Here is a 25,784-nt window from a genome sequence, read left to right as displayed (position 1 = left end):
CGGCTTCGCGGGCTACGCCGCGACCTTGGTGGCGTGGAGCGGGGACCAGTGCCACTGCCGCCAGTAGCTCTCCGCGATGTCCAGCCACTCCTCCAGCCGCTCCGCGCTGTCCAGGAACCGGCTGGCGCTGACCACCAGCCAGCTGTAGACGGCCTGGCTGTCCCGGCAGCCGCCGCAGTCGCCGGAGGTGCAGCAGAACTGGAGCGTCTCGTAGTCGGCGCCCCAGGCCGCGAAGCCGGGGATCACCGGGTTGCCGTTGGCGACGCGCTCCTCATGGTCCGGGTGGTCCACGCTCAGGCTCGGGCAGACGTCGTAGCCGAACCGGGCGCCCCAGTGGGAGGTGCCGGTGATGAGGGTGCGGATGAAGTACGGGTGGCTCACCACCGTCTCCGGGTACAGCTCCTTGACCCGCAGCGCCTCTTCCAGCACCCGGCGCTCGTTCTCGATCTGGATCGGGTGGTCGGAGCCGTGCTCGCTGTAGAAGTTGAAGGTGACGATGTTGCCGTTGTCCGCGATCTTCCGGACCGTCGGCTCCAGATGCTGCAGGCCGGCCTCGGAGAGCGCGAAGATGAACAGCACCCGGGGGTCGTCGCGGTAGTGGGAGAGCGCCGTGTCGAACAGGCCGGTGAACTTCGACCCGTTGACGCGGATGGCACGCAGGTCGTCGTCCAGCGGCCCGCCGCCGAAGATGCTGACGGCCACGGCGATGTGCTCGAAGCCCTGCATGGGCATCGGGCGCAGCCCGTTGGTGGAGATGGTGATGTACGGCAGCTCCTCGACGAACGCCTCCACCCGGCGCAGGACCAGCGTGGGTTCCCCGCCGATCAGCGTCGCCTGGTTGACGCCGTCGTCGCGCAGCCTCCTCGCGAACGCCTTGATCTTGTCGACGTCGGAGAGTTCCTTGACCGCCGTGTCGAAGCCGCCTTCAAAGTACCAGCAGCCCTTGCAGCGGATGTTGCACGTGTTGGTCAGGTGCACCTCGCACGAGCGGACGGTACGTCCGAGTCGGCGCAGACGGTGCAGCCGGTCGGCCAGGTCGGGCCGCTCCGCCAGCAGAGCGGCGGTCCGCTCCTTGGCCTCCCTGCGGGTAAGGGGGCGCTGGCCTATGGTGACCGGTGTCGCCATGGGGATGTGCTCCTCGTTCTCGGGATCTCAGAGACGTGCTGTCGTTGCCACTCCCCTCACGGGACGCTCGGGGAGCGTCCCGCCTACTCCGGAACCTTCAGCCCCAGGTTCTTGATGCGGGGCGTCACCTTCTCCCGCCAGATGTCGCGCGCCTGACCGTTCGTCGTCTGCCGCAGTCCGAAGCGGACCGCCATGCGGGAGCGCTCGGACCGCGAGCTGCCGAAGATCCGCTCGAACCCGGGCCACAGCCGGTCCAGCGCCTGCTGCAGCTCCTCACGCCCCTCGTCCGTCTGCGCCAGATTGCGGCAGACCCGCGCCCCGTGCGCGATGTGGACCTTCTCGTCGAGGATGATGGTGCGGACGGCCTCGGCCCACGGCTTGTAGCTGCTCTGCGCGAACTCGGAGATCATCACCATCGCCGTCTCCTCACCGATGTAGGAGAAGATGCCGCGCTCGGCCCAGGTGGTGCACTGGTGGAACTCGTGGCCGGCGAACAGCTTCCGCTCGGCGAGCGTCTGCTTCTCCATGGAGGACGTGTCGATGCCGATGTCGGCGAGGACGCGCTTGCCGATCTTGTAGTGGTCGTACTCCTCGACCGCGCGTTCCGCGCAGACCTGCCGCTCCTCGGCGTTGGGCGCCAGCGGCAGGAAGACCTGTATGTAGTCGTCGGCGCCCGAGAGTTCCCCCTCGGTGTTGACGATCATTCCCCGGATCGCGATCTCCCGGTAGTCCTCGGGCATCGCGAGGAATTCGTCGGGAGTGCGGACTACGACGACCTCATCGCTCGGGATGGTGAATGACATGTGTGTTTCTACACCTCACTGGCCCCCACCGGGTCCGGGCATGCCGGATCACCGAAACTCGGTCGGGGAAATCGGGGATGGGGATGGGGATTGTGTACGCGCCCGAACGGAAATCCGGTTCCGCTTCACCTGTCCGCGCCGCCGGTCGGCACCGCTGCCTTCAGCAGAGCGGGCCGACGATAACCACACCCCAAACGGCTGTTCAATGGAAACCTTTCGGCCACGGCAGCCGACACGCCACCGAGAGGTGTCGGGATTCCCTCCCCCTCCCCTCTCCCCGGCAGCGGGTGGGGCGACCTCGGCCACCCTGGAGCGCCCTCCCGTCGCAGCGCCTCCCATCTGCGGTGACTCCCCACCGAGCACCACCGGTGGAGTGCGCTCGAATCCGCCGTCGTAAATCGGCCAGGGACTCCCCGCAAACATTCCTTCCCTATGCACCGAAGTCTCAAATGCTGAGCCGAAGCGCGTCCAGCAGGCAGGCACAACTCCCGTCGTATCAGGGCCTCCTGACCAATCCGCAGCCTGGACAGCCCCCCTGATTTCTTTATGCTTGGGGCATGCAGCCTTCTGTCCCCCCGCCCGCAGTCGCCTCCCGCCTGGCCAGCGTCGTTTCCTCGCCGGTACGGGACATCCTGTTGCTCACCGCGCGCCCCGAAGTGATCTCTTTCGCGGGGGGACTTCCGGCTCCGGAACTGTTCGACGTCGACGGCCTCAAGGCCGCATTCGACCGCGTCATGGCCGAAGGGGCCCGCCGGGCCCTCCAGTACTCCACCACCGAGGGCGACGCCGACCTGCGCGAGGCCATCGCGCGGCGACTCACGGCGCGTGCGCTGCCGACCGGCGCCGACGACCTGGTGATCACGACGGGCTCGCAGCAGGCCCTCACCCTCATCACCACGACCACCCTGGAGGCCGGCGACGTCGTCCTGGTCGAGGACCCCTGCTACCTGGCCGCCCTTCAGACCTTCGGCTTCGCCGGCGCCCGCGTCGTCCCCGTCCCCACCGACGACGACGGCATCATCCCCGAGGCCCTGGACGAGATCGCCGCCCGCGAACCCGCCAAGCTGCTCTACCTCGTCCCCACCTTCCAGAACCCCACCGGCCGCACCCTCCCGGCCGCGAGGCGGACCGCCGTCGCCGAGACGGCCGCCCGGCACGGCTTCTGGATCGTGGAGGACGACCCCTACGGCGAACTCCGCTACGACGGTGAGCAGGTGCCCTGGATCGCCACGTCCCCCGCCGCGTCCGACCGCACCATCCTGCTGGGCTCCTTCTCCAAGATCATGGCCCCCGGCATGCGCCTCGGCTACCTGCGCGCCCCCGCGGCCATCCGCCGGTCCTGCGTCATCGCGAAGCAGGCCGCCGACCTCCACACCTCCACCGTCGACCAGGCCGTGGCCGCCCGCTACCTGCGCGACAGCGACCTGGACGCCCACATCCGGACCATCCGCGACGCCTACCGGGAACGCCGCGACGCCCTCCTCGACGGCCTGCCCGCCGCCCTGCCCGCCGGCAGCCGCTGGAACCACCCCGCCGGCGGCATGTTCGTCTGGGCCCGCCTGCCCGAGGGATCCGACGCCACCCAGCTCCTCAAGGTCGCCATCGGTCACGAGGTCGCCTACGTCCCCGGCGCCCCGTTCTTCGCCGGCGAGCCCGACCCGGCCGCCCTGCGCCTCTCCTTCACCACCCACTCCCCCGAGGAGATCACCGAGGGCCTGCGCCGTCTGGCCAAGGCGTTCGCGTAATCCGCACCCCCGAGTCGCGTCATCCACGTGCCCCAGAAGGGATTCCCATGCCCACCGAGTCGGCCACCCTGGTTGACGACGCCCCGATGACCCCCGCCGCGCTCAACGACATGATCGCGCGGGACTTCCAGGACTACGCCGCCTGCGAGGTCACCGAGGCCACCGGAACCCGCCTCACCATGGAGGCCGACGGCACCCGTCTGCGCACCCGCCCCGGCGGCACCATCTCCGGTCCCGAGCAGGCCGCCCTCGTGGACCTGGCCGCCTTCCTGCTCATCAACGCGCGCCTGGGCCGCCCGACCCCCATGGCCCTGACCAGCTCCCTCCAGATCAGCTACCTCAGCCGCCCCCGCCCGGGCCTGCTCCACACCCGCGCGGAGATGGCCAAGTTCGGCAACCGCCTCTGCGTCGTCCTCGCCGAACTCCGCGACAGCGCCGGCACCCTGGCCGCCACCGCGACGGTCACCTACTCCGTGCCCCGGTAGCCCTCGGGCGTGCGCCAGGTGGCCCGATCCGGGCCGCCGGGCGGCAGCGCCCGGCACAGTGCCTCCAGGGCGGCGCCGTAGGCGTGGTCCGGCGGGGTGGCGTAGCCGACGACCAGGCCGTCCGGGTGCGGCCCGGTGGCCGCCGGGTGGCGGAAGGCGGCGAGGCCGTCGAGGGCGATGCCCTGCCAGGTGGCCGCCTTCACCGGTGCGCGGGGGTGAGCAGGACCGCCCGTACGCCACCCGGGAGGGAGGCCAGTTCCCCGGTACGCGCACCGTCCTCGTCGAGCCCGAGCGGAACCGTGCGGACGCCGGCGGCCTGGAGGAGCGCGCGGTGGAAGCCGAGCCCGTACGACTCGACCGCGAGCGGCCCGCGCAGGACGCCGCCGCCGAACAGCAGCCGCAGCGCGTGCGCGAAGCCGGAGCAGACGACGATGCGCTCGGGGTCGGTGTACACGCCGCGGGCGCGTGTCAGGTAGGCGGCGAGCGCGGTGCGCAGTTCGATCCGGCCCTGGGGATCGCCGGGCCCGAAGGCTTCGTTCGGGGCGGCGTTCAGCGCGCGGCGGGCCGAGGTGAGCCAGGCGGCGCGGGGAAAGGAGGAGGCGTCGGGGGTCCCCTGGCGCAGGTCGTGGCGGGGCGTAGGGGTGGCGGCGGGGAGGGCCGGGGACTTCTTCGGGACACGGGGCGGCTTCACGGGCGCGGCGCGTTCGGCGACCCGGGTGCCGGAGCCCTGGCGGGCGGTGAGCCAGCCCTCGGCGACGAGTTCGGCATACGCGTCGGCGACCGTGTTGCGGGCCAGGCCCAGGTCGGCGGCGAGCGAGCGGTACGGCGGCAGGCGCGTGCCGGGGGCGAGCCGGCCGTCGCGTACGGCGTCGCGCAGGGCGGTGGTGAGCGCGGCGCGGCGGCTGCCCGTGGGGGACAGCTCCAGGTGGAGGTCGGCACCGATGCGTTCGGCTGCTTCGGACCAGGGACGGTCCGGTGAATTGACCCGAGATTCCGGCATGGAAATGCACCCTACAAGGGGTCTTTCCGGCCCGTAGATTCATGGTCATGACGAAGACGAACACGCACACGGACACCGTTTCCCGGATCAACTTCGCGAAGGCCGCACCTCAGGCGTTCAAGGCCCTGATCGGCTTCGACGCCGCCGCCCGCGAGGGCCTGGACCCCGCCCTCGTCGAGCTCGTACAGATCCGCTCCTCCCAGCTCAACGGCTGCGCGTACTGCCTGCACATGCACACCACCGACGCCCGCAAGGCCGGCGAGAGCGAGGAGCGGCTGCACATGGTCGCCGTCTGGCGGGACGCGGCGCACTTCTTCACCGAGCGGGAGCGGGCCGCCCTCGCCCTGACCGAGGCCGTCACGCTGGTCGCGGCCGGGGGCGTGCCGGACGAGGTGTACGCGCGCGCCGCCGCCCACTTCGAGGAGGGCGAGCTCGGGCGGCTGCTCGCGCTGATCTTCACCATCAACACCTGGAACCGCATCGCGATCAGCACCGCGAAGGTGCCGGGTGCGTGAGGGTGCCGGCTGCGTCGCCCGAGGGTGTCGGCTGCGGCCGTCGCGGGAGGCCGGTCGCGGGAGGCCGGTCGCGTAAATGGAGATGATCTTGCTCCGCATGGCGTAAGGTGGTGTTCACCGACGCGGGGTGGAGCAGCTCGGTAGCTCGCTGGGCTCATAACCCAGAGGTCGCAGGTTCAAATCCTGTCCCCGCTACTGATGACGAAGGCCCGGTGCCACAAGGCACCGGGCCTTCGTCGTATGTGCATGTCGTACGCCCTGGTCGCCCGGTCGGCCGATGGCGGGGCGTCGTGCGGCGCGGCTCCGGACGGCGTGCGCGCGGCCCGCCTACCGTCCGTAACCGTGGGCGACAACGGCGACAGGACCTGGAGTCGGAGCGCGCGGCGCGCGAAGGTGCGCCGCTTCCTCCGGGTGGTGCCCGTCCTGATGATCGTCGGCGGGGTGGTGTTCGACCTGCTGACGCCGCCCCGGTTCACGGCCGTGCCGCTGTTCACCGCCGCCCCGCTCGTCGCCGCGCCGTTCTTCACCGCGCGGATCACGCTGGTGGCCGGGACCGCCGCCCTTCTGGCGCTGGCCGGACTGCGCCTCCACAGCGGCACCCTGGACGAGGCGCCGTCCGTCACCGAGCTCGTCACCCTGGCCACGGTCTCGGCGTTCGCGCTGATGATCAACCGGGTCGTGCGGCGCAGCGATGAGCGGCTCGCCTCCGCCCGCGGCATCGCCGAGTCCGCCCAGCGCGCCGTGCTGCCGACGCCGGCCGAGCGGATCGGTGGCCTGCGGGTGGCGGCGCGGTACGAGGCGGCGCAGGCGGACGCGTTCATCGGGGGCGACCTCTACGCCGTGCAGGACACGCCCTACGGGGTGCGGCTGGTGGTCGGGGACGTACGGGGGAAGGGGATGGGCGCCGTCGAGGCGGTGGCGGTCGTGCTCGGGGCGTTCCGGGAGGCGGCCGAGCAGGAGAGCTCGCTGGAGGGGGTGTCGCAGCGGCTGGAGCGGGCGCTCGCGCGGGAGGGGACCCGGCGTGACGGGCTCGACGCCTTCGAGGGCTTCACCACCGCCGTCCTGGCCGAGGTGGCGCGCGGCGACGCGGTGGTGCGGCTGGTCAACCGCGGCCACCCGGAGCCGCTGATGCTGTACGCCGACGGGGGCCTGAAGCGGCTGGAGCCGACCGAGCCCGCGCTGCCGCTCGGGATGGTGGACCTGGGGCCGTGGCCCGACCGCGCGGACGAGGTGCCGTTCCCGCCCGGGGCGACGCTGCTCTTCTACACGGACGGGCTCTCCGAGGCGCGGGACGCGGGCGGGGCCTTCTACGAGCCGGCGGAGTGGCTGGCGGGGCGGAGCTTCGCGGGGCCGGGGGAGCTGCTGGACGCCCTGGTCGAGGACGTACGGCGGCATACGGGGGGCGGGGGGACGACCGACGACCTCGCGCTGCTCGCGGTGACCAAGCCCCAGGGGCAGCGGGCCGGGACGGTCCCGCACGGAGGGTGATCGGCGTGGAGCGCTCCGCATAACAGTTGACGAACCGTCAGGAAGTGTGGTGAGGCCCACGGGGCGTGAGGGGCAGTCAACTTGGCTGCTAATGCCCGTTTGTGGGGCGGTATGCCAGGGGCTAAGTAGTTAATGATCAGTAGGAACAGCTTGGAAACACGGCCCCGCGTCTATTAACGTTCGATAACGCAGCGCGGTCGTCCCAGCCGACGCAAGAGCGACGGCACCGTGCGCGCGCGCCGAATTCCGCAAGGGAACCGGGGAACCACCACCTTGGGGTGAATCGGGCCGCATCGCGGCCTGAAGGAGACCTTCCTGCTCCGAACCCGTCAGCTAACCCGGTAGGCGAGAAGGAAGGAAAGGAGTGCGCCCCCGTGGCGTCCAACAGGCCTGCCCCCGAAGCGCCGTCTGCCCCATCGGCCTCCCCGGCCCCTCATTTCGTCGATGCCTTCGGTCCGGGCCCCGGTTCCGGTTCCCCCGCTGAGAGTCAGGGTCAGTGGGAGGAGTGGAACCCCACCGAGGACACCGTCCGTCCCGTCCGCGGCCGCCATCGCGTGGTCAAGCAGCGCGGCGGGCTGGCCCGTAGCTCCACCGTCCTGGGTGTGGGCGTCATCGCGGCCGTCGGCGCGGGCGGGATGGCCACCGCGCAGGACAAGCCGCCGGTCTCCATATCCCTGCCCGACCTGCCCGGTGCGATAGCCGACAGCCTCCCGGACGCCGAGTCCATGCCGGGCATCGGCTCCCTGCTCTCCGACGACGGCGCCGATGACGGTGCGGACGGGTCCGACGGATCCGGCGCCTCCGCCGACGCCCAGCCGGCCGCCGCGCCGCTGACCACCGGGTCCTCCGCCGCCGAAGGGTCCGCCGGGGACCGCGCCGACAGCGGTGCGAGCGCGGGCGAGGCCCTGCGGGCCCGCATCCTCCAGCAGGCCGAGCAGCAGCAGGCGTCCGCGGACGCGGCGGCGAAGCTCGCGGCCGAGAAGGAGGCCGCCGAGCAGGCGGCCGCCGCGGCCAAGGCCCAGCAGACCGCCGCCGAGAAGGAGGCCGCCGCCGAGGCGAAGGCCAAGGCGGAGGCGGCGGCGAAGGCCGAGGCCGCCGAGGCCGCCGCGGCGGCCAAGGCGGAGGCCGAGCGCCTGGCCGAGCTCGCCGGCAGCTACGCGCTGCCGACCTCCTCGTACACGATCACCTCCACCTACGGCCAGGCCGGCAACATGTGGTCCTCCGGCTACCACACCGGCCTCGACCTCGCGGCCCCCACCGGCACCCCGGCCAAGGCCGTGCACGGCGGCACCATCAAGTCGGCCGGCTGGTCCGGCTCGTACGGCTACCGGATCGTCCTGGAGCTGGAGGACGGCACCGAGGTCTGGTACTGCCACCTCTCCTCGATGACGGTCGGCGCCGGGCAGAAGGTCGGCACGGGCGAGACCATCGGGCGCGTCGGCGCGACCGGCAATGTGACCGGGCCGCACCTGCACCTGGAAATCCACACGGCGGGCGGCGCCGGCGTGGACCCGCTGGCGTGGCTGCGCGGCAAGGGCCTGACGGTCTGAGGCCCGGCCCGCCCGCCTGAGGCCTGCCACTCCGCTGCCCCCTGCGGCCCGGCCCCCTGAGGCCTGGCAGTCCGCGGCCCGGCCCTGAGGCCCGGCCGCCCCGGCACTCCGGTGGCCCTGGCGTTCCACCCCCCGACGCCAGGGCCGCCGGTCTCCCTGTTCGGTCCGCCGCGCCCGCGCAACGCCGCTCAGACCCGGTACGGGTTGTAGCCGTCGTAGTCCCGGTGCGGAGGCGGCACCCACACCCGGCCCGTCGCGCGCGCCGCGTACGTCAGGGCCGGGCCCGCCACCGCCTTGCGCTGCCACAGGTGGTGCAGCAGCTCCTGCTCCCGCGCCACGAAGTCCGGGTCCGCCGCACCCCTGCGGGCCCGGTGGCGCAGGAACGCCAGCGTCGTCGCGAACGCCTCGTACTCGCCGACCGCCCGTGCCGCCGCCGGGCCGAAGGAGCGGGCCGCGTACCCGCGGGCCAGGCCGCGCGCCCGCATGGAGGCCAGCGCCAGCGGCTCGGTGGGCGAGAGCCAGCCGGCCGCCGCGTACGCGGGCAGCTCGCCGGATATGGTGCGCAGCTCGCGCTGGCGGGTCCAGATCACCAGCCAGGTCATCAGCCCGAAGGCTGGCAGCATGAACGCCGCGTAGACCGCGTAGAACCCCCAGGGGCCGAAGAACGACACCGAGCCGTTCCACATCGCGTGCATGCCCATCGCCAGCAGGAGCCCGAGCAGGGGCAGCGCGATGCGGCGTACGCGCTTGCGGCGCGCGCTGACGGCGGCGATGCCGAAGCCCAGGCCGGTGAAGACCGTGAACAGCGGGTGCGCGAAGGGCGACATCACGACCCGTACGAAGAAGGTCGCGGCCGTGACCGAGGCGAGGCCGGTCGCCCCGAGCTGCTGGTCCTCCCCGAAGGCGTTCCCCAGGTACAGGATGTTCTCGGTGAAGGCGAAGCCGGTCGCCGTGAAACCCGCCGTCACGACGCCGTCGACGACGCCCGTGAACTCCCGTCTGCGGAAGAGGAACAGCAGCAGCACGGCGACGGCCTTCGCGGTCTCCTCCACCACGGGCGCTATGACCGTCGCGCCGATCGTGTCCGCGGCCGTCGGATCGGCGGTGGCGGTGGCTATCCAGCGGTGCGCGAAGGTGTTCGCGATGATCGCGACGAGCGCGGCGGCGAAGGCGCCCCAGGAGAAGGCGAAGATCATGTTCCGCCAGGGGGCCGGTTCCACCCGGTCCAGCCACCGGAACGCCGCCAGGAGCAGCGGCACGGGCAGCAGGGCGAGCCCCAGTCCCACCAGGAAGCCCTCCGTGCCGGTCTGCTCCCGCACCAGCGCCAGGATCACCAGCCCGCACAGCGCGAGCACGGTGAACACCGAGCCGAGCCGCACCACCCGGCTGCGCCACAGGCGCCGCGGTTTGTAGCGCCAGCGGGCGCGCTCGGGCACGGCCTCGAACGACGGCTCGGGGTCGTACGCCGGGACAGCCGGCTGGGCCGGCTGTCCCGGGTGCGCCGCTTGTGCCGGTTGCGCTGCCTGCGCTGCGGGTTGCGGGAACGAGTGGGTCACACAACGACCCTAACGACGACCACTGACAGCCCGCGACGCTTTGGTTACGGCTGCGAGTCCGCGCGCTCCGCCCGCCGCCGGAACAGCAGGTCGTGCACCACGTGGCCCTTGTCCAGTCCCTGCCCCTCGAACCGGGTCAGCGGCCGGAAGGCGGGCCGGGGCGCGTAGCCCCCGTCGGCCTGGGTGTTCTCGAAGTCCGGGTGGGCGCTCAGCACGTCCAGCATCTGCTCGGCGTACGGCTCCCAGTCGGTCGCGCAGTGCAGTACCGCCCCGGGCTTCATGCGGGACGCGGCGAGCGTCAGGAACTCGGGCTGGATCAGCCGCCGCTTGTGGTGCCGCTTCTTGGGCCAGGGGTCCGGGAAGTACACGCGCACGCCGTCGAGGGCGTCGGGCGCCAGCATTTCGCGCAGCAGGATGATCGCGTCGCCGTTGGCCACGCGCACGTTGGTGAGGCCGGCCCGGTCCGCGAGGGCGAGCAGGTTGCCCTGGCCGGGGGTGTGCACGTCGACCGCGAGGATGCCGGTCGTCGGGTCGTCGGCGGCCATCCGCGCGGTGGCCTCGCCCATCCCGAAGCCGATCTCCAGCACGACCGGCAGCCCGTCGAACAGCTCGTCCAGGTCGAGCACCCGCCGGCCGTCGATGTCCAGCCCCCACCGGCCCCACAGCCGGCGCAGGGCGTCGGCCTGCCCGGGCGTGACGCGGCTGCGCCGGGGCTGGAAGCTGCGGATCCGCCGCTCGAAGTGCGACCCGGCGGGATCGGGCGCGGGACCCTCGGGGAAGCGGGGTTCACCCTTGGGCCGGAGGGGCGCGGCGGTTTCACGGATCTCAGACACAATGCCCCGATTCTACGGCCCCGGCCCACCGGGGCGGCAGGGCCGAAGGGCCCCGGGGCGCCCCGGTGGGCCGCTCCGGAGACGGGCTACCCCAGCTGCGCCAGTGCGCGCCGCGCCACCTCCCGGCCGATCGGGAGGGACGCCGTCGCCGCCGGCGACGGGGCGTTCAGCACGTGGACCGTGCGGGGCGCCTCGTGGATCAGGAAGTCGTCGACGAGCGTGCCGTCGCGCAGGACCGCCTGCGCCCGGACGCCCGCCGGGGTGCGGCGCAGGTCGCCGGGGCCGATCGCGGGCAGCAGGCGCCGCACCGCCTCCGTGAAGGCGCGCTTCGACGCGGACCGGCGCAGCTCGCCGGCGCCGTACCGCCAGTGGCGGCGGGCGATGTGCCAGGAGCCGGGCCACGTCAGCGTCCCGGCGAGGTCGCGCGGGCGGACGGTGGTCCAGCCGTACCCCTCGCGGGCCAGCGCGGGCACGGCGTTCGGCCCGACGTGGACGCCGCCGTCGATGCCCCGGGTCAGGTGCACCCCGAGGAACGGGAAGGCGGGGTCGGGCACCGGGTACACCAGGCCGCGCACCAGCTCCGGTCGGACCAGCTCGTAGTACTCGCCGCGGAACGGGACGATCCGCACGCCCGGCTCGTCGCCCGCCAGGCGCGCGACCCGGTCGCAGTGCAGGCCCGCGCAGTTGACAAGGGCCCGCGCGCGGACGATGTCCCCGGCGGCCGTACGGACGGCGACGCCCCAGGGGCGCCGGTCGACGGCGGTGACCTCCGCGCCGTACCGGACGTCCGCGCCGGAGGACTCCGCCAGCTGGGCCGCCACCGCGCCGTAGTCGCACACGCCGGTCGTGCCGACGTGGATGGCGGCGAGGCCCCGCACCTGGGGCTCGTACTCGCTGATCTGCGCCGGGCCCAGCTCCCGGACCGGGATGCCGTTCTCCCGGCCCCGCTGGACCAGCGCGTGCAGCCGGGGCAGCTCGTCGCGCTCGGTGGCGACGATCAGCTTGCCCGTGACCTCGTACGGCAGGCCGTACTCGGCGCAGAACTTCACCATCTCGGCCGCGCCGCGCACGGCGTACCGCGCCTTGAGGGAGCCGGGACGGTAGTAGATGCCGCTGTGGATCACGCCGCTGTTGCGCCCGGTCTGGTGGTGGGCGGGGCCGGGCTCCTTCTCCAGCACCACCACACGCGTCCCGGGCGCGGCGCGCGTGAGGGCGTACGCCGTCGACAAGCCGACGATCCCGCCGCCGATCACGAGCACGTCGCAGTCGAACCGGACGAACCGGTCGAACCCCTCGACCTGGGTCGAACCCTCACTGCCGTACGCGGACACCGTGCCACCTCCCACCCCAGATAGTGCACTGGCCCACTGACAATGGCGCTAAACCCGGTGGGACGCGGGTCACGCCCGGGTCTTACGCCCGGGTCTTACGCCTGGGCCTCACACCTGGGCCTCACACCTGGGCCTCACGCCGGTGTCATCAGCAGCGGCCGCGCCCGCTCCCGCAGCTCCACCACCCGCGGCTCGTCGCCGTACGGCTCCAGCCGGTGCAGCAGGTCCCGTACGTACTCGGTCGTACGGGCCGACGATATGCGCCCGGCCACCTCCACCGCGCGCGTGCCCGCCGCGCACGCCGCGTCCAGGTTCCCCGACTCCAGCTCGGCGACCGCGCTCACCACCAGCCGCAGGCCGTGCGAGCGCACGAACTCCTCCGTGGGCCGGGACAGGGCCTGCTCGGTGAACCGGCGCACCTGCCGCGGCGCCTTCAGATCGCGGTAGCACTCGGCGGCGTCCGCGCAGAACCGGTCGTACGAGTAGAAGCCCAGCCACGTGGGGTCCGCGTCGCCCTCCCGCGACCGCTCCAGCCACCCCTCCGCCGCCTTGAGCGCGGCCCCGGCGGCCACCGCGTCGCCCGCCTTCGCGTGCGCCCGCGCCTCCACCAGCCGGAAGAACGACATGGTCCGGGCCGTCGCCAGCCCCCGGTTGCGCTCCAGCGCCGCCTGCGCGAGGTCCACGCCCTCGTCGGCGAAGCCCCGGTAGGTGGCCTGCAGCGACATCGACGCCAGCACGTACCCGCCGAGCGGCACGTCCGCCGCCGCCCGCGCGAGCCGCAGCGCCTGGATGTAGTACCGCTGGGCCGCCTCCTGCTGGCCCGTGTCGAACGCCATCCAGCCCGCCAGCCGGGTCAGCTCGGCGGTCGCCCCGAACAGCGCCCGGCCCACCTCGTCCGAGTACGAACCGAGCAGCAGTGGCGCCGCGTCCACCCGGAGGCACTCCGGCACCATCGACGAGCGCCAGTCCCCGCCGCCGTACTTGGAGTCCCAGCGGCGCGCGTCCTCGGCCGCCTCGCGCAGCTTGGCCACGTCGCTGTGGCCCACGCGCACGAGCCCCGTCCCGTCCGGCCCGTCGTCCGGCGGCACCGACCGCTCCACCGACGAGTCGGCGGGGGTGATCAGCCAGCGGGACGCGGGCGTCGCGTACGCGCTCACCGCGAAGGAACCGGCCAGCGACTGCCAGATCCCGCCGCCGCCCGCCCGCCGCCCGGCCAGATCCAGCCGGTACAGCTCGGTCGCCGACTTGACCGCCTCGCCGACGTCGCGCGGGAAGGCGAGACCGACCTCCGGCGCCGGGTCGGCGTCCGCCAGGCCGATCTCGTGCAGCGGCACCGGACGGCCGAGCTTCTGCCCGATCGCGGCCGCGATGAGGTGGGGCGCGGCGCCCTGCGGCACCATGCCCTTCGACACCCACCTGGCCACCGACGTCTTGTCGTAGCGCAGGGTCAGACCGCGCTGCGCCCCGAGGTCGTTGACCCGCCGGGCCAGGCCGGCGTTGCTGATTCCCGCGAGGGCGAGAACGGTGCCGAGCTTCTCGTTCGGCCCGCGTTGCTCCCTGGACATGCGCCACCCCTCGACACCCAGACGGCCGCCGCACGCCAGGCATAGGCGCGCGGCATTCGTAAACCCAGCGTAGTTCGGCGGATCCCGACCGTTAAGAGGCAGTGTTCCGTATGGCGAGATTGTTGTGCGTACGGGCGGATGGTGAGGAGCGTGCGGTGTTCCGGACGCGCGCCCGCCACCCCTGCTCCGTGCTCCGGCCGTGTGGCCGTGCGCCCGCCCGTGCGCTCTGGCCCTGGTCGGAGGGGGAGCGCTTCCATGGAGCCTGCGTGGGTCGGCCCGCTGCGTACTGGAACCAGTGGGCTGGGGGACACCGCCGCCTCATTCCCCGCGGGTGGCGGACCGGTCCGGGAGGCGAAGGGCGCCTCCCGGACCGTCGATCCGTCCGGAGCCGTGCGTACGGAACCGTACGTAGGGAGCCATGCGTACGAACCTCCGTACGGATCCGATGCCGTGCGTACGGATCCGGTCCGAAGCCGGTACCGGATCTGTACGGATGCGGGGCAGATTGGCTGGATGATGCCCGTCGCCGAACCGGTCGAACCCTCTCCCCACCGACTCCGAACCGACTCCGAAGCATCGTCATCACCAACGTCATATCGCCCATGCCAGGGGCGTGTTCCCTTTTCCCGGGGGCGCGCCCGGGAGCCCTCTTGTGCGCCGTTGTCGTGGCAGCATGTCCTCATCGAAGGCTGATGTTGTCCACAGGCGGTGGAGGCGGCGATGCGGTGGCTGGTGGGGTGGAGCAGTATCGCCGCGAGCTTCGGTACGGCGGGGGCGGTAGGAGCGGACGACGACGGACGCACCGTGCAGCCGGTCGGCGCCCAACTGCTGTGGGGTGATCCGGATCCGCTGTGGGCGGTGGGCGACTGGCGCCCCGACGAGGTGCGGGTCATCTCCGTCGACGCGTGCACGCGCCTGGCCGTACTGGGCTGTTGCGCCGCCAGCGACGAGCAGCTGAGGGTCGGGCTGTTCGCGGCGCGCGGCGGCGCCATGCGCCACCTCACAGCGTGGCCGGGAAGCTACACCGCCGTCGTCCAGACCGGGCGGCGCATCATCGTCGCGGGCGACCTGGCCGGGGCGCGCCCGGTGTTCCACACGCCATGGGCCAACGGCACGGCGTACGCGACCGCCGCCCTGCCGCTCGCCGACCTCATCGAGGCGCAGCTGGACATCGGCCACCTGGCGGCGCTCCTCGCCTGCCCCGAGACCCCCGAGGCGCTGCGCGACTCCACGCCGTACGCCGGGGTGAAGCGGGTCCCGCCGGGCCACGCGCTCGTGCTGCGCGAGGGCTCGCGCGAGATCACCGGCTACGAACCGGTCGCCTCGCTCGCCGTCGAGGGGCCCCGCATCGACCCGGACCGGGCCGTCGCAGGCGTACGGGAAGCGCTGGTCGAGGCGGTACGCGCCCGGCTCACCGCGCCCCGGCACGCCCCGGAGACACCGCCGCCCGACCCCGGGCCCGTGCCCGGGATGGGGCCCGCCGAACGGCGCGCCGCACGCGGGGCACCCGCCCCCGGCATCGGTGCCGACCTGTCGGGCGGCAGCGCGTCCAGCACGCTGGCGCTGCTCGCGGCGGGGCTGCCCGGCGCGCCCGGCACGGTCCTCGGGCACGGTACGGGTGCCGGGGAGCGGCTGCTCGCCGTCACCTTCAACGACCTGGCCACGGGCGGCCACGACGACGAACGGGAACGGGCCCGCCTCATCGCCGAGAACCCCCGCCTCCACCACGTGGTGGTCGCGGCGGGCGAAGAGGCCCTTCCCTTCCTGGAGTTGGAGGGCCCCCTGACCGACGAACCGGGCCCCTCCCTGGTGACCGCCGCACGCCACCGGCGGCGCCTCGCGGCAGGCAGCGCCGACCACTTCACCGGGCACGGCGCCCGCCAGGTCCTGGACGCCCACCCCGCGCGCCTCGCCGACCTGCTGCTGGACCGCAGACGCCGGCACCTGCTGCGTCCGGTCACCGCGCTCGCCAAGGCCGCCGGGCCCTCGGCGGGCTCCCTCCTGGTGCCGCTGACCGTGTACCGGGCGGCGCGCAAGCTGGCCCGTACGCCGTACCGCGCGGGTCTGGAGTCCGCCGCCGACGGACTGCTCGCGGCGAACCGGACCGTGCCGGCCGCGGCCGGGCCCCTGGACGCCTCCCTCTCCGCACTGGCCTGGTCCCGGCCGGGGCCCGCCGCGCGCTGGCTCACCGGCGAGGCGCTCGCTGAAGTATCGGTTCGCCTGGGGCAGGCGGCGACCCGCCCCACGTCCGTCCAGCGGCCGGGCGAGGCACGCGCGCGGGCGGCCCTGGCACGGCACGCGGCGGACCACCGCATCCTGGAGCAGGCCGCCGAGATCCGCAGCCAGCGGCTGCACGCCCCCTTTCTCGACAACCAGGTCGTACGCGCCTGCCGCGACCTCCCGGAGTCGCTCCGCGTCCAGCCCGGCGCCCGGGCCGCGGTCCTGCGGGCCGTACTCGCGGGCGCCGGCATCCGCGACCTCCCGCCCGGCTGGGGCGCGCCCTCCCACGCGCCGTCGGCCGCCGCCACGCGCGCGGGGCTGCGCCTCGCCCTGCCGGAGCTGATGGGCCTCTTCGAGGCGCCGCTCCTCGCGGACGCGGGCCTGATCGAGGCCCGGGTCGTCCGCAGGGCGCTGCGCGCCGCCTCCGAGGGCGAACCGCTGCCCCTGGACGGTTTCGCCGACCTGGTCTCCACGGAGCTGTGGCTGCGCCGCCTCATCGCCCGGCGCGGGACCTGCTGGACCGGTACGGCGGCGCCCCGGCAGCGCGCGGTCGCCGCGGGGGTGCCGCCGCGGCCGACGCTGCGGTCGTGAACGTCAGCGGCAGCTGATCCGCGACTCGGCCCAGTCGACCGGGGCCACCGCGGCGAGGGGCGTGCCGGGGTGCGGCTCGACGACGAGCCTGATCGTGCGGTGCCCGGCGATCGTCACGCGCGCGGGCACCGCCGCGTCGCCGCCGCGTACCACCGGTGACCGCCACAGCCGCACGCCACCGTCCCCGTACACCGAGAACCGCGCCGCGCCCAGGCCCAGCGCCATGTCGTCGACGCCGACGAAGGCGTCGTACGTCGAGCAGCGGCGGTTGAGGTCGATGGTGACGGACGACCGCGCGTGCACGGTCACGCCGTGGCCGTACCGCTTGCCGCCGATCGACATCCCCCAGCGCTGCCACAGCCAGCTGGACTCGTGCAGCCGCACCTCGGGGCGGGTGTGGTCGCCGAAGAGGCCGTAGTTCAGCGCGTTGACCCGGTACACGGCGGGCGCCGGCGGCGGAGTGGGTGTCGGGGCCGGTTTCGGCGTCGGCGTCGGCTTCGGCTTCGGGGCCGGTTGCGGGGGCGGGGGTGTGGGCTTCGCCGGGCCGGGTGTCGGCGTCGGCGTCGGCGTACGGACCGGATCCGGGCGTGGCGAGGGGCTCGGGGCAGGCGGGGGCGTGGGTGTCGGAGTGGGGGACGGCTTCGCCGGGCCGGGCCGGGGCGCCGGCTCCTCGCGCGGGGCGACCGGTTCCGCCTTCGGCGGCCTGGCCTGCGGTTCCGGCGCGGGCTTCGGGCCGCCCGACAGCGCCCAGACCAGCCCGGCGGTCGCCGCTGCGGCCACCGCGGCCGCGATGCCCGCCTTCACCGGTGCCCCCAGCCCCTCGGCAGCGGCCCCGCCCGCGGCTCCACCGGCCCCTGCCCCGGCCCCGGTACTTGCTCCGGTGGCCGCCGCGGCGGCGCCGGTCGCGCCCGCCGCCCCCGCCGCACCGCCGGCCGCCACCACACCGGCCGCCTTGAGGGAGGCCCCGGCCGCGAACCAGCCGATGACGGCGACCGGCAGCAGCGCGGGGATCCCGGCGTTGACCTGCTCCAGCTCGCCCACCGCCACGCGGCACTTCGCGCACTCCTCCAGGTGCCTGCGCAACCCCCGCTCGGCGCGCGTCCGCAGCCCGCCCCGGGCGTACGCGCCCAGCCGGTCGGCGTACCGCGCGCAGTCACCGCCGGAGGTGAGCGCCCGGCTCACGTGCGCCTGGAGGTAGGCCTGCTTGAGCCCTTCGCGGGCGCGGCTGGCCAGCACCGCCGTGGCGTTGGGGGTCAGCCCGAAGAGGGGCGCCACCTCGCTCGGTGACTCCTCCTCGACCGTCGTGTGCCACAGGACCGCCTGCCACCGCTCGGGCAGCGAACGGAACGCCCGCATGGCGAGCGAGCGCTCCGCCTCCTGCATCGCCCGCACCTCGGCACCGAGCTCGAGGGTGTCCTCCTCGGACACCTCCGTCGTACGCGCCGCCTGGGCGGCGAACACCGCGAAGTCCTCGACGAGCTGCTCCCGCTTGGCGGTTTTCGCCCAGGCCGCCGCGACCCGCCGCACGGTCGTCAGCAGGTACGCCCGCACGGCGTGCTCCGGCCCCGCGCCACCGCGCACCGCCTGCAGCGTCCGCGCGAACACCTCGGCGGTGAGGTCGTCGGCCGTGTGCCCGTCCCGGCAGCAGCCACGGGCGTACCGCCGCACCGCCTCGGCGTGGCGGCGGAACAGCTCCTCGTACGCGCCGTCGTCGCCGGAGCGCATGCGCCGTACCAGCTCGGCGTCCGACGGGGGCAGCTCGATCGGCGGTGGCAGCACGGACCCCGGTGCCTCCGAGGCCGCTGAGGCTCCGGAGGCCCGAGGGGATCCGCCCGCGCGCTGCGCGGGCACACTCGCACCGGTGTCCGCATCGGCCACCCCGCCGCTCGGCGGCTCGTCTCGACCCTCACCGCTCATGGCGGAAGCCCCCGTACCACTGCTCGGACCGAACCTCCGGGCAAGCGTGTCACAGGGCCCGGCCCCGTCCGGGGCCGTTGGCCCGTTGACCACTCATCCGGGGAACCGGCCCGAATCGGCGCACGAGACCTCACCCGTTCGGGTGTGGAGTGATGCGGAGCCGGTGCGGACCGATGCGGAGCCGGTGCGGCGCGGGCGTCGCCTGTCCGCCGTTACGCGGGCCGGGAGCGGAGCCCCTCCAGCAGGATGTCGAGGAGCCGTGCCGACGCCGCGCTCTGCTGGGCGGCGTCCGGCAGCGAGGGCGCCGCCGTCGCGATGACCAGCAGGACGTCGGCCACCGTCACGTCACCGCGCAGCTCGCCCGCCTCCCGCGCCCGCTCGACGAGCCGGCCCACGACCTCCAGCAGCTCCGCCGCGCCCGGGTCGTCCAGCTCCGCCGCCGGCACCGCACGCTGGTGCGGAACCCGCGAGTCGCCGAACCCACCGAGCTCACCCAGCTCGCCGAGGTCGTCCGGACCACCGAGCACGTCGGCCTCCGGCGCGTCGTCCACGCCCACCCGCAGTACGTGCGGCGGCAGCAGCCGCCCGGCGCCCGAGGCCACCGACGTACGCAGGAAGCGGGAGAGCGCCGACCAAGGGTCCTCCTCCTGGCCCAGCGCCGCGCGCGCCTGCTCGGTCAGCCGGGAGGTCTCCTCCTCGGCTATCCGGCGCACCAGCACGTCCTTGCTGGGGAAGCGCCGGTAGACCGTGCCGACGCCGACCCTGGCCCGGCGCGCCACGTCCTCCATCGGCGCCCCGTAGCCGAGCTCGCCGAAGACCTCGCGGGCCGCCCGCAGCACGTGCTCCAGATTGCGCTGCGCGTCCACGCGCAGCGGCGCCGTACGCCCGGTGCCGCCGGACAGGGCGCTCCCGCCGGACAGGGAGCCCCCGCCGGTCAGCGAGCCGCCGCCCGGCAGGGCGCTCCCGCCGGTCATCGAGTGCCCGTCGGCCATCGCCCGTACGGTCCCGTCCGCCGCCGACGACGCGACGACGGCCTGCAAATGCGAATCCTGAACATGCATGTGTTCCCCCGGTTATGACGTCTCCCCCCGGAGACTCCCCGCCCTGACGATCGGGGACCGCATCCATCGCTCAGGTCACGCGCGACGTCCCGGACACCCCGACGACATACGAACATAGTTGAGTCGGGGTCAATTCAGAAGGGGCAGTTCCGTCCGGTGCGCCCCCCGATCGGAGCAAGGACCGGAACACTCCCGATTCCGGCCCCCCACCCCACCCCGCCCGCACCCACGTCCCCTCCCCTGACCTGCGCACCTTCCGGCCCGGCCGCCGCCCCGGCCCCGCCGCGGCGCCCCGCGCCCGCCTCGCTCTCCGGTCATACAAGTTGTCGGGCCTGTGGACAAACCCCGGAGCCCGTTGCGTCATGGGATGGTGACCGAACCTGTGCGCATTCTCGTTGTCGGCGGTGGCTACGTCGGGATGTACACCGCGCTGCACCTCCAGCGGCACCTCAAGGACCGGCTGAGAAGCGGCACGGCCCGCATCACCGTGGTCACGCCCGACCCGTACATGACGTACCAGCCCTTCCTCCCCGAGGCGGCGGCCGGCAACATCTCGCCCCGCCACGTCGTCGTCCCGCTGCGCCGCGTCCTGAACCACTGCGGGATCCTCATCGGCGAGGTCACGGCCGTCGACCACGCCAAGCGCACCGCCACCGTCACCACCCTCGCCACCGAGGAGGAGGGCGCGGGCCCCGTCCAGCTGCCCTACGACGAGCTGGTCATCGCGCCCGGCTCCATCTCGCGCGCCCTCCCGGTCCCGGGCCTCGCCGACTACGGCATCGGCTTCAAGACGGTCGAAGAGGCCATCGGCCTGCGCAACCACGTCATCGAGCAGATGGACATCGCCTCCTCCACCCGCGACCCCGCCATCCGCGACGCCGCCCTCACCTTCGTCTTCGTCGGCGGCGGCTACGCCGGCGTGGAGGCCCTCGGCGAGCTGGAGGACATGGCCCGCTACACCGCGCGGTACTACCACAACATCAAGCCGGCGGACCTGAAGTGGGTCCTCGTCGAGGCGACCGACCGCATCCTCCCCGAGGTCGGCGCGGACATGGGCCGCTACACGGTCCGCGAGCTGCGCGCCCGCAACATCGACGTACGGCTCAAGACCCGCCTCGAATCGTGCGAGGGCCGCGTCGCCGTCCTCAGCGACGGCACCCGTCTCCCCACCCGTACGGTCGTGTGGACGGCGGGCGTCAAACCCGCACCCGTCCTCGCCGCCACGGACCTGCCCCGCAATGAACGCGGCCGTCTCGCGTGTACGCCGTTCCTCACCGTCAAGGGCGTCGAACACGCCTGGGCGGCGGGGGACGCGGCAGCCGTCCCGGACGTCACGGCCGAGGAGGAGGGCCGGGAGTGCGCCCCCAACGCCCAGCACGCCGTCCGCCAGGCCAAGGTCCTCGCCGAGAACCTCGTCGCCTCCCTCCAGGGCCGGCCGCTCAAGCAGTACGCCCACAAGTACGCCGGCTCCGTCGCCTCGCTCGGCCTGCACAAGGGCGTCGCGCACGTCTACGGCCGCAAACTCAAGGGCTACCCGGCCTGGTTCATGCACCGCGCGTACCACCTCAGCCGGGTGCCGACGTTCAACCGCAAGGCGCGCGTGCTGGCCGAGTGGGCGCTGGCCGGGCTGTTCAAGCGGGAGATCGTGTCCCTCGGGTCGCTGGAGCACCCGCGTGCCGAGTTCGAACTCGCCGCCGGGCCGCCGCCGCCCGACCCCAAGGAGGTCGCCGAGGGCGGAACCGCGGACGGCGCACCGAAGTCCGACTGACGTAGTACGCGCACCGCACCGCACCGCACGCGCACCGCAGGCACCACACGCACCGCACGTACTGGCCGACGCAGCGGCCGACGCCATTGTCAGTGCGCTCGGTCACACTGGACGTGTGACCATAGGTGGGCTCACACCTGCACAGAGTGACCCAGCGACTCAGCACGGCACCGACACCACGAGGCATACAGATCCGTGAACTTCACCCGTTGGAGCGCCCGGCTCCCCGGTACGCAACGCCGCGCCGCCGCGCGCGGCTCCGACCCTGGGGTCGCGCCGGCGCAGCGCGGGGACGGCTCGGTCCCCGCCGCGCGCGGTGAGTCGGGCACGGGTGAGCCCGGCCGCCGACCGGAGCCCCTGCCCGAGGGCGTTCCCGCGCTGGAGGACTTCTCCGTAACCGAGATCCTCAGCAGCCTCCCCGGCCTGGTCGCCGTCGCGTACGGCCCCGAGCACCGCATCGCGTACGTCAACGACGCCTACGCCACCGCCTTCGGCCACCGCGCCCCCGGCACCACCCTCGCGGCCGACTGCCCGGAGCTGGCCGAGCTGGGTCTGCTCCCGCTCATGGACCAGGTGCTGCGCAGCGGGAAGCCCCGCACGGTCAAGTCCCGCCGCACGCACGGCGGCTCGTACACGGTCACCTGCCTCCCCGTCGACACGCCCGGCCACGAGGGCGGCGGCGTCCTCGTCCACGCCGCGGACGTCACCGACCACGCCGACGCCGCGGCCCGGCTCCGCGCCAGCGAGCGCCGCCACCGCGAGACCGCCGTCACCCTCCAGCGCTCCCTCCTCCCGCAGGAGCTGGAGCAGCCCGACGACCTGCGCGTCGCCGCCACGTACCAGCCGGGAGGCACGGACGCGGCGGTCGGCGGCGACTGGTACGACGTGATCACCCTGGGCGCGGGCCGCACGGCCCTGGTCATCGGCGACGTCATGGGCCGCGGTGTGCGCGCGGCGGCCGTCATGGGCCAGCTGCGCACCGCCGTCCGCGCGTACGCCCGTCTCGACCTGCCGCCCCACGAGGTGCTCCAGCTCCTCGACGGCCTGGCCTCCGAGATCGACCCCAGCCAGATCGCCACCTGCGTCTACGCCGTCCACGACCCCAACGAGGGCCGGCTCGTCTACGCCTCCGCCGGGCACCTCCCGATCCTGGTCAGGGACGAGGACGGCACGGTCAGCCGCGCCGACGAGCCGACCGGCCCGCCGCTCGGCACCGGCGGCTGGCTGCACACCTCCGGCACCATCGCCCTGCCGCCCGGCTCCACCGCCGTCCTCTACACCGACGGCCTGGTCGAGCGGCGCCGCGAGGACATCGACGAGGGCGTCGCCGCCCTGGAGCGCGCCCTCGCCGGGGCCACCGGCACCCCCCAGGTGGTCTGCGACCGCCTGCTGCGCGCCCTCGGCGTCACCGCGGAACACGACGACGACGTCGCCGTCCTGGTCCTCCAGCACCCGACGCGCACGGGCCCGGACGCCGAGCTGTTCCACAACGCCGCGCTCGATCTGCTCGGCGGCGTGGAAGCGGCGCCCCGCGCGCGTGCCTTCGCCTCCGGGGTGCTCTCCAGCTGGCGCTTCCCGGTCGAACTGCGCGACCTGGGGGTGCTGGCGACCAGCGAGCTGGTCGCGAACTCCCTCCAGCACGGCACCCCGCCGATGCGCCTCAGGCTCCGGCGCACCGACCGCCGCCTGATCATCGAGGTGACGGACGGCGACGACCACCTGCCGCGCCGCCGCCGCGCCGAAACGGAGGACGAGGCGGGTCGCGGCATCTCGATCATCGCCACGATCGCCTCGTCCTGGGGCAGTCGCCGCACGCCGGGAGGCGGCAAGGCGGTCTGGTGCGAGTTCGCGCTCCCGGGTTAGCCGCCGGGCTGGACGGCCACCCGCCGGTCCGGCGTGTGCTGGGCGACCACCCGGGACTTCGCCACGAGGTACGGGTGGTCCTGCGCCGTGGTCAGCTTCCGGCCCAGCCGCAGGGCCAGCACGCTGATGCCCAGCGAGAAGAGGACGAAGGTCACGATGTACGGGCCATGCAGCGCGGCCCCCATGGGCCCGCCCACGGCCGGCCCGATCGCCAGCGCGAGCTGCTTGACCAGCGCGAACGCCGAGTTGTACTGCCCGACCATCGACTCCGGCGCCAGGTCGGCCACCAGCGGCGCCACGGTCGGCGACAGCATCGCCTCACCGAGACCGAAGAGGCCGTACGTGGTGATGAACGCGGCCGTCGCCATCGTCTGGCTGCCGTGCCCGAGCCCGGCGTACCCCGCGAAGAGCCACGCCACGGTCCAGATCAGCCCGACCGTCGCGATCATCCGGCTCCGGCGGCGCCGCTCCACGAAGCGCAGCACCAGGAACTGGGCGACCACGATGACCGCCGTGTTCGCGGCCAGGGCCATGCCGAGCGCCGACGGCTCGATCCCGGCGGCCTCCGTGCCGTACGCCGCGAGGCCCGACTCGAACTGCCCGTAACAGGCGAAGAACAGCACGAACCCCAGCACGCACAGCTGCACCATGGCCCGGTGTCCGAGCAGCGCCCGCACACCGCCGCCTTCGGTCTGCGGCCGCGCGTCCGCGATCGACGGCGTACGCGGCATCCGTACGGTCGCGGCGATCGCGGCCAGTACGAGGAACATCGCCGCCTCGATCGAGAACAGCAGCAGGAAGCTGTCCGGCCGGCTCTCGTCGACGAGCTGCCCGCCGATCAGGCCGCCGATGCCGAGTCCGAGGTTCTGCAGGAAGAACTGCAGGGCGAAGGCACGCGTGCGCGTCGCCGTGGAGGAGCACCACACGATCATCGTGGCGAGGGCTGGCTGCATCACGGCCGTACCGGCACCCAGGAGGGCCGCGGCCAGTACGACGGTGGGCACGCTGCCGGCCAGCCCCATGCCCAGCGCCCCGACGGCGGCCAGCAGCGCGGCGCCGACCACCACGGGAAGCGGCCCGCGGCGGTCGATGGCCCGCCCGGTGAAGGGCAGCACCACGAGTGCGGCCATGGCGAAGACGGCCAGCACGACACCCGCCGTACCGGCGCCCAGGTTCCGCACCTGAGCCACATACACATAGAGATACGGAACGGTGAACCCGAGCCCGAACGCGCTCAGCACGTTCCCCGCCTGGATCCGGCGCATCGCAGCGCCCATCGCCTTGGACACACTCACCTACTTCGATTCGCGAGGTCTTACCTCGGAAGACTTCAATACTAAAGTTCGATCCTTAACTCTACACATGGAAGGACTTCAACGCCAAGCCGCGCCGTGGGATACTCCCGGCATGTCCGCAACGCAGGAGCCGACCCTCGACGAGCAGATCGCCGCCTACCAGCGCGAATTCCGCGACCTCGACCCCCAGGTCGAGAAGGTGGTCTCGGCGCTGGGCCGGCTGAACCGCCGCATGAACGTGGCGTACGGCCGCCAGGTCGCCGAGCTCGGCATCAGCAACGCCGAGTGGGAGGTCCTCAAGCACCTCGTCCTCTCCGGCGCCCCGTACCGCCTGGGTCCCGGCGACCTCGCCAAGCGGCTCGGCCTCACGCCGGCCGCCATGACGCACCGCATCGACCGCATGGCGGCCGACGGTCTCGTCACCCGCGACCGCGACGAGAACAACCGGGTGCGCGTCATCGTCGAGCTGACGGACGAGGGCCGCGCCAAGTGGCTGGAGGCGATGCGCATGGCGACCGCCTTCGAGGAGGACCTCCTCCAGGACCTGTCGAGCGAGGAGCGCGGCGTGCTCGGGGAGCTCCTGATCCGCCTGCTGCGGAGGGTCGAGCACGCCCAGCCGGACGCGGGCGGGCGGCTGAGCGACCTCGACTAGAGGTCACTTGACACGCCCCTTGCCGATGCGTAAGGTTCTTCGAGTTGTCACGGAGCCGGAACGGTTCTGCGACAGCCGATCCCGCCGCGAATGCGGCAACCAAACCCAGCACGATCTCCCGAACGGGACGCATTTTCGGCATGCCCGAAATGCATTTCGAAAGGCTCGATTATGAGCCGCCCGGGAAATCCGCTAGAGTTTGAAACGTCGGAACGGCCCAACGGGTCGGGAAGACAAGCCCGCTGACTGGGAATCAGGCCCGAAAGGATCTGATAGAGTCGGAACCGCCGGAAAGGGAAACGCGAAAGCGAAGAACGGCCCGGCAACCCGCTCCAGCGGGTGGCGGAAACGGAAAACGGATCTGCTAAGCTGGAAACACGAAAGACCGAAGGGAAGCGCCCGGAGGAAAGCCCGAGAGGGT

Annotated in this window: 18 protein-coding genes, 1 tRNA gene, 1 pseudogene and 1 riboswitch; of the genes and pseudogenes, 10 read left to right on the top strand and 10 right to left on the bottom strand. The window is 73.4% G+C overall.

Going from position 1 to position 25,784, the window contains the following annotated elements; all coding sequences use genetic code 11:
* Positions 1-12: 12 nt before the first annotated feature.
* Positions 13-1,125, bottom strand: a complete 1,113-nt coding sequence (locus AB0A69_RS33315) for a radical SAM protein (RefSeq protein WP_361429776.1) — start codon at positions 1,123-1,125, stop codon at positions 13-15.
* An 83-nt stretch (positions 1,126-1,208) separates the two neighbouring features.
* Positions 1,209-1,928 (bottom strand): Phenylacetic acid catabolic protein, encoded by a 720-nt coding sequence (locus AB0A69_RS33310; RefSeq protein ID WP_361429774.1) that lies wholly within the window; start codon positions 1,926-1,928, stop codon positions 1,209-1,211.
* Between the two features lie 557 nt (positions 1,929-2,485).
* On the opposite strand from AB0A69_RS33310, the gene AB0A69_RS33305 reads away from it, so the two are divergent.
* On the top strand, positions 2,486-3,673 hold the full coding sequence (locus AB0A69_RS33305) for a PLP-dependent aminotransferase family protein (RefSeq protein WP_361429772.1): 1,188 nt from the start codon (positions 2,486-2,488) through the stop codon (positions 3,671-3,673).
* Positions 3,674-3,720: 47 nt separating this feature from the next.
* A complete protein-coding gene (locus tag AB0A69_RS33300; RefSeq protein WP_361429770.1) occupies positions 3,721-4,158 on the top strand; it encodes a PaaI family thioesterase in 438 nt (145 codons plus the stop codon).
* Here the strand turns inward: AB0A69_RS33300 and AB0A69_RS33295 are convergent.
* Positions 4,140-5,158, bottom strand: a pseudogene (locus tag AB0A69_RS33295) (aminotransferase class I/II-fold pyridoxal phosphate-dependent enzyme). The gene AB0A69_RS33300 and the pseudogene AB0A69_RS33295 sit on opposite strands and share 19 nt — an antisense overlap.
* Positions 5,159-5,199: 41 nt before the next feature.
* Between AB0A69_RS33295 and AB0A69_RS33290 the strand changes: the two are divergent.
* The 4 genes from AB0A69_RS33290 to AB0A69_RS33275 all read left to right on the top strand — a co-directional run bounded on the left by AB0A69_RS33290 (position 5,200) and on the right by AB0A69_RS33275 (position 8,711).
* Positions 5,200-5,673: a carboxymuconolactone decarboxylase family protein gene (locus AB0A69_RS33290; protein ID WP_361429768.1), complete on the top strand. Its 474-nt coding sequence runs from the start codon at positions 5,200-5,202 to the stop codon at positions 5,671-5,673.
* A 121-nt stretch (positions 5,674-5,794) separates the two neighbouring features.
* Positions 5,795-5,868, top strand: a tRNA-Met gene (locus AB0A69_RS33285).
* Positions 5,869-6,099: 231 nt separating this feature from the next.
* Positions 6,100-7,161 (top strand): PP2C family protein-serine/threonine phosphatase, encoded by a 1,062-nt coding sequence (locus AB0A69_RS33280; RefSeq protein ID WP_361429795.1) that lies wholly within the window; start codon positions 6,100-6,102, stop codon positions 7,159-7,161.
* 227 nt (positions 7,162-7,388) lie between these two features.
* Positions 7,389-7,524, top strand: a riboswitch (cyclic di-AMP (ydaO/yuaA leader).
* A gap of 11 nt (positions 7,525-7,535) precedes the next feature.
* The gene (locus AB0A69_RS33275) at positions 7,536-8,711 is read left to right on the top strand and encodes a M23 family metallopeptidase (RefSeq protein WP_361429766.1); all 1,176 of its coding nucleotides are present in this window, start codon (positions 7,536-7,538) and stop codon (positions 8,709-8,711) included.
* Positions 8,712-8,899: 188 nt separating this feature from the next.
* Here the strand turns inward: AB0A69_RS33275 and AB0A69_RS33270 are convergent, their stop codons facing one another.
* The 4 genes from AB0A69_RS33270 to AB0A69_RS33255 form a co-directional block, all read right to left on the bottom strand.
* Positions 8,900-10,267, bottom strand: coding sequence for a PrsW family intramembrane metalloprotease (locus tag AB0A69_RS33270; RefSeq protein WP_361429764.1), 1,368 nt, complete (start codon positions 10,265-10,267; stop codon positions 8,900-8,902).
* Positions 10,268-10,311: 44 nt separating this feature from the next.
* On the bottom strand, positions 10,312-11,100 hold the full coding sequence (trmB, locus tag AB0A69_RS33265) for a tRNA (guanosine(46)-N7)-methyltransferase TrmB (RefSeq protein WP_361429762.1): 789 nt from the start codon (positions 11,098-11,100) through the stop codon (positions 10,312-10,314).
* An 86-nt stretch (positions 11,101-11,186) separates the two neighbouring features.
* A complete protein-coding gene (lhgO, locus tag AB0A69_RS33260; RefSeq protein WP_361429793.1) occupies positions 11,187-12,359 on the bottom strand; it encodes an L-2-hydroxyglutarate oxidase in 1,173 nt (390 codons plus the stop codon).
* A gap of 206 nt (positions 12,360-12,565) precedes the next feature.
* Positions 12,566-13,996, bottom strand: a complete 1,431-nt coding sequence (locus AB0A69_RS33255) for an MFS transporter (RefSeq protein ID WP_361429760.1) — start codon at positions 13,994-13,996, stop codon at positions 12,566-12,568.
* A gap of 720 nt (positions 13,997-14,716) precedes the next feature.
* On the opposite strand from AB0A69_RS33255, the gene AB0A69_RS33250 reads away from it, so the two are divergent.
* Positions 14,717-16,807, top strand: coding sequence for an asparagine synthase-related protein (locus AB0A69_RS33250; protein WP_361429758.1), 2,091 nt, complete (start codon positions 14,717-14,719; stop codon positions 16,805-16,807).
* A gap of 3 nt (positions 16,808-16,810) precedes the next feature.
* Here the strand turns inward: AB0A69_RS33250 and AB0A69_RS33245 are convergent, their stop codons facing one another.
* Entirely contained in the window at positions 16,811-18,724 is a 1,914-nt protein-coding gene (locus AB0A69_RS33245; protein WP_361429756.1) for a sigma-70 family RNA polymerase sigma factor, read from the bottom strand.
* A gap of 212 nt (positions 18,725-18,936) precedes the next feature.
* Positions 18,937-19,785, bottom strand: coding sequence for a helix-turn-helix domain-containing protein (locus AB0A69_RS33240; RefSeq protein WP_361429754.1), 849 nt, complete (start codon positions 19,783-19,785; stop codon positions 18,937-18,939).
* A 367-nt stretch (positions 19,786-20,152) separates the two neighbouring features.
* On the opposite strand from AB0A69_RS33240, the gene AB0A69_RS33235 reads away from it, so the two are divergent.
* Together AB0A69_RS33235 and AB0A69_RS33230 are read left to right on the top strand one after the other, a co-directional pair.
* Positions 20,153-21,553 carry an NAD(P)/FAD-dependent oxidoreductase gene (locus AB0A69_RS33235; RefSeq protein ID WP_361429752.1) on the top strand — a complete coding sequence of 467 codons (1,401 nt, stop codon included), beginning with the start codon at positions 20,153-20,155 and terminating at the stop codon, positions 21,551-21,553.
* A 195-nt stretch (positions 21,554-21,748) separates the two neighbouring features.
* Entirely contained in the window at positions 21,749-23,416 is a 1,668-nt protein-coding gene (locus AB0A69_RS33230) for a SpoIIE family protein phosphatase (protein ID WP_361429750.1), read from the top strand.
* Here AB0A69_RS33230 and AB0A69_RS33225 read toward each other — a convergent pair.
* Positions 23,413-24,693, bottom strand: a complete 1,281-nt coding sequence (locus tag AB0A69_RS33225) for an MFS transporter (RefSeq protein WP_361429791.1) — start codon at positions 24,691-24,693, stop codon at positions 23,413-23,415. The two genes, AB0A69_RS33230 and AB0A69_RS33225, sit on opposite strands and share 4 nt — an antisense overlap.
* 130 nt (positions 24,694-24,823) lie before the next feature.
* Between AB0A69_RS33225 and AB0A69_RS33220 the strand changes: the two genes are divergently transcribed.
* Positions 24,824-25,363 (top strand): MarR family transcriptional regulator, encoded by a 540-nt coding sequence (locus AB0A69_RS33220; protein ID WP_361429748.1) that lies wholly within the window; start codon positions 24,824-24,826, stop codon positions 25,361-25,363.
* Positions 25,364-25,784: the final 421 nt, after the last annotated feature.

Origin of the sequence: Streptomyces sp. NPDC045431 (genome assembly GCF_040646655.1) — a bacterium.
In the GTDB taxonomy this organism is placed as follows: domain Bacteria; phylum Actinomycetota; class Actinomycetes; order Streptomycetales; family Streptomycetaceae; genus Streptomyces.
The sequence above is the reverse complement of the archived record's forward strand: the minus strand, read 5'-3'. Positions and strand labels throughout refer to the sequence as shown.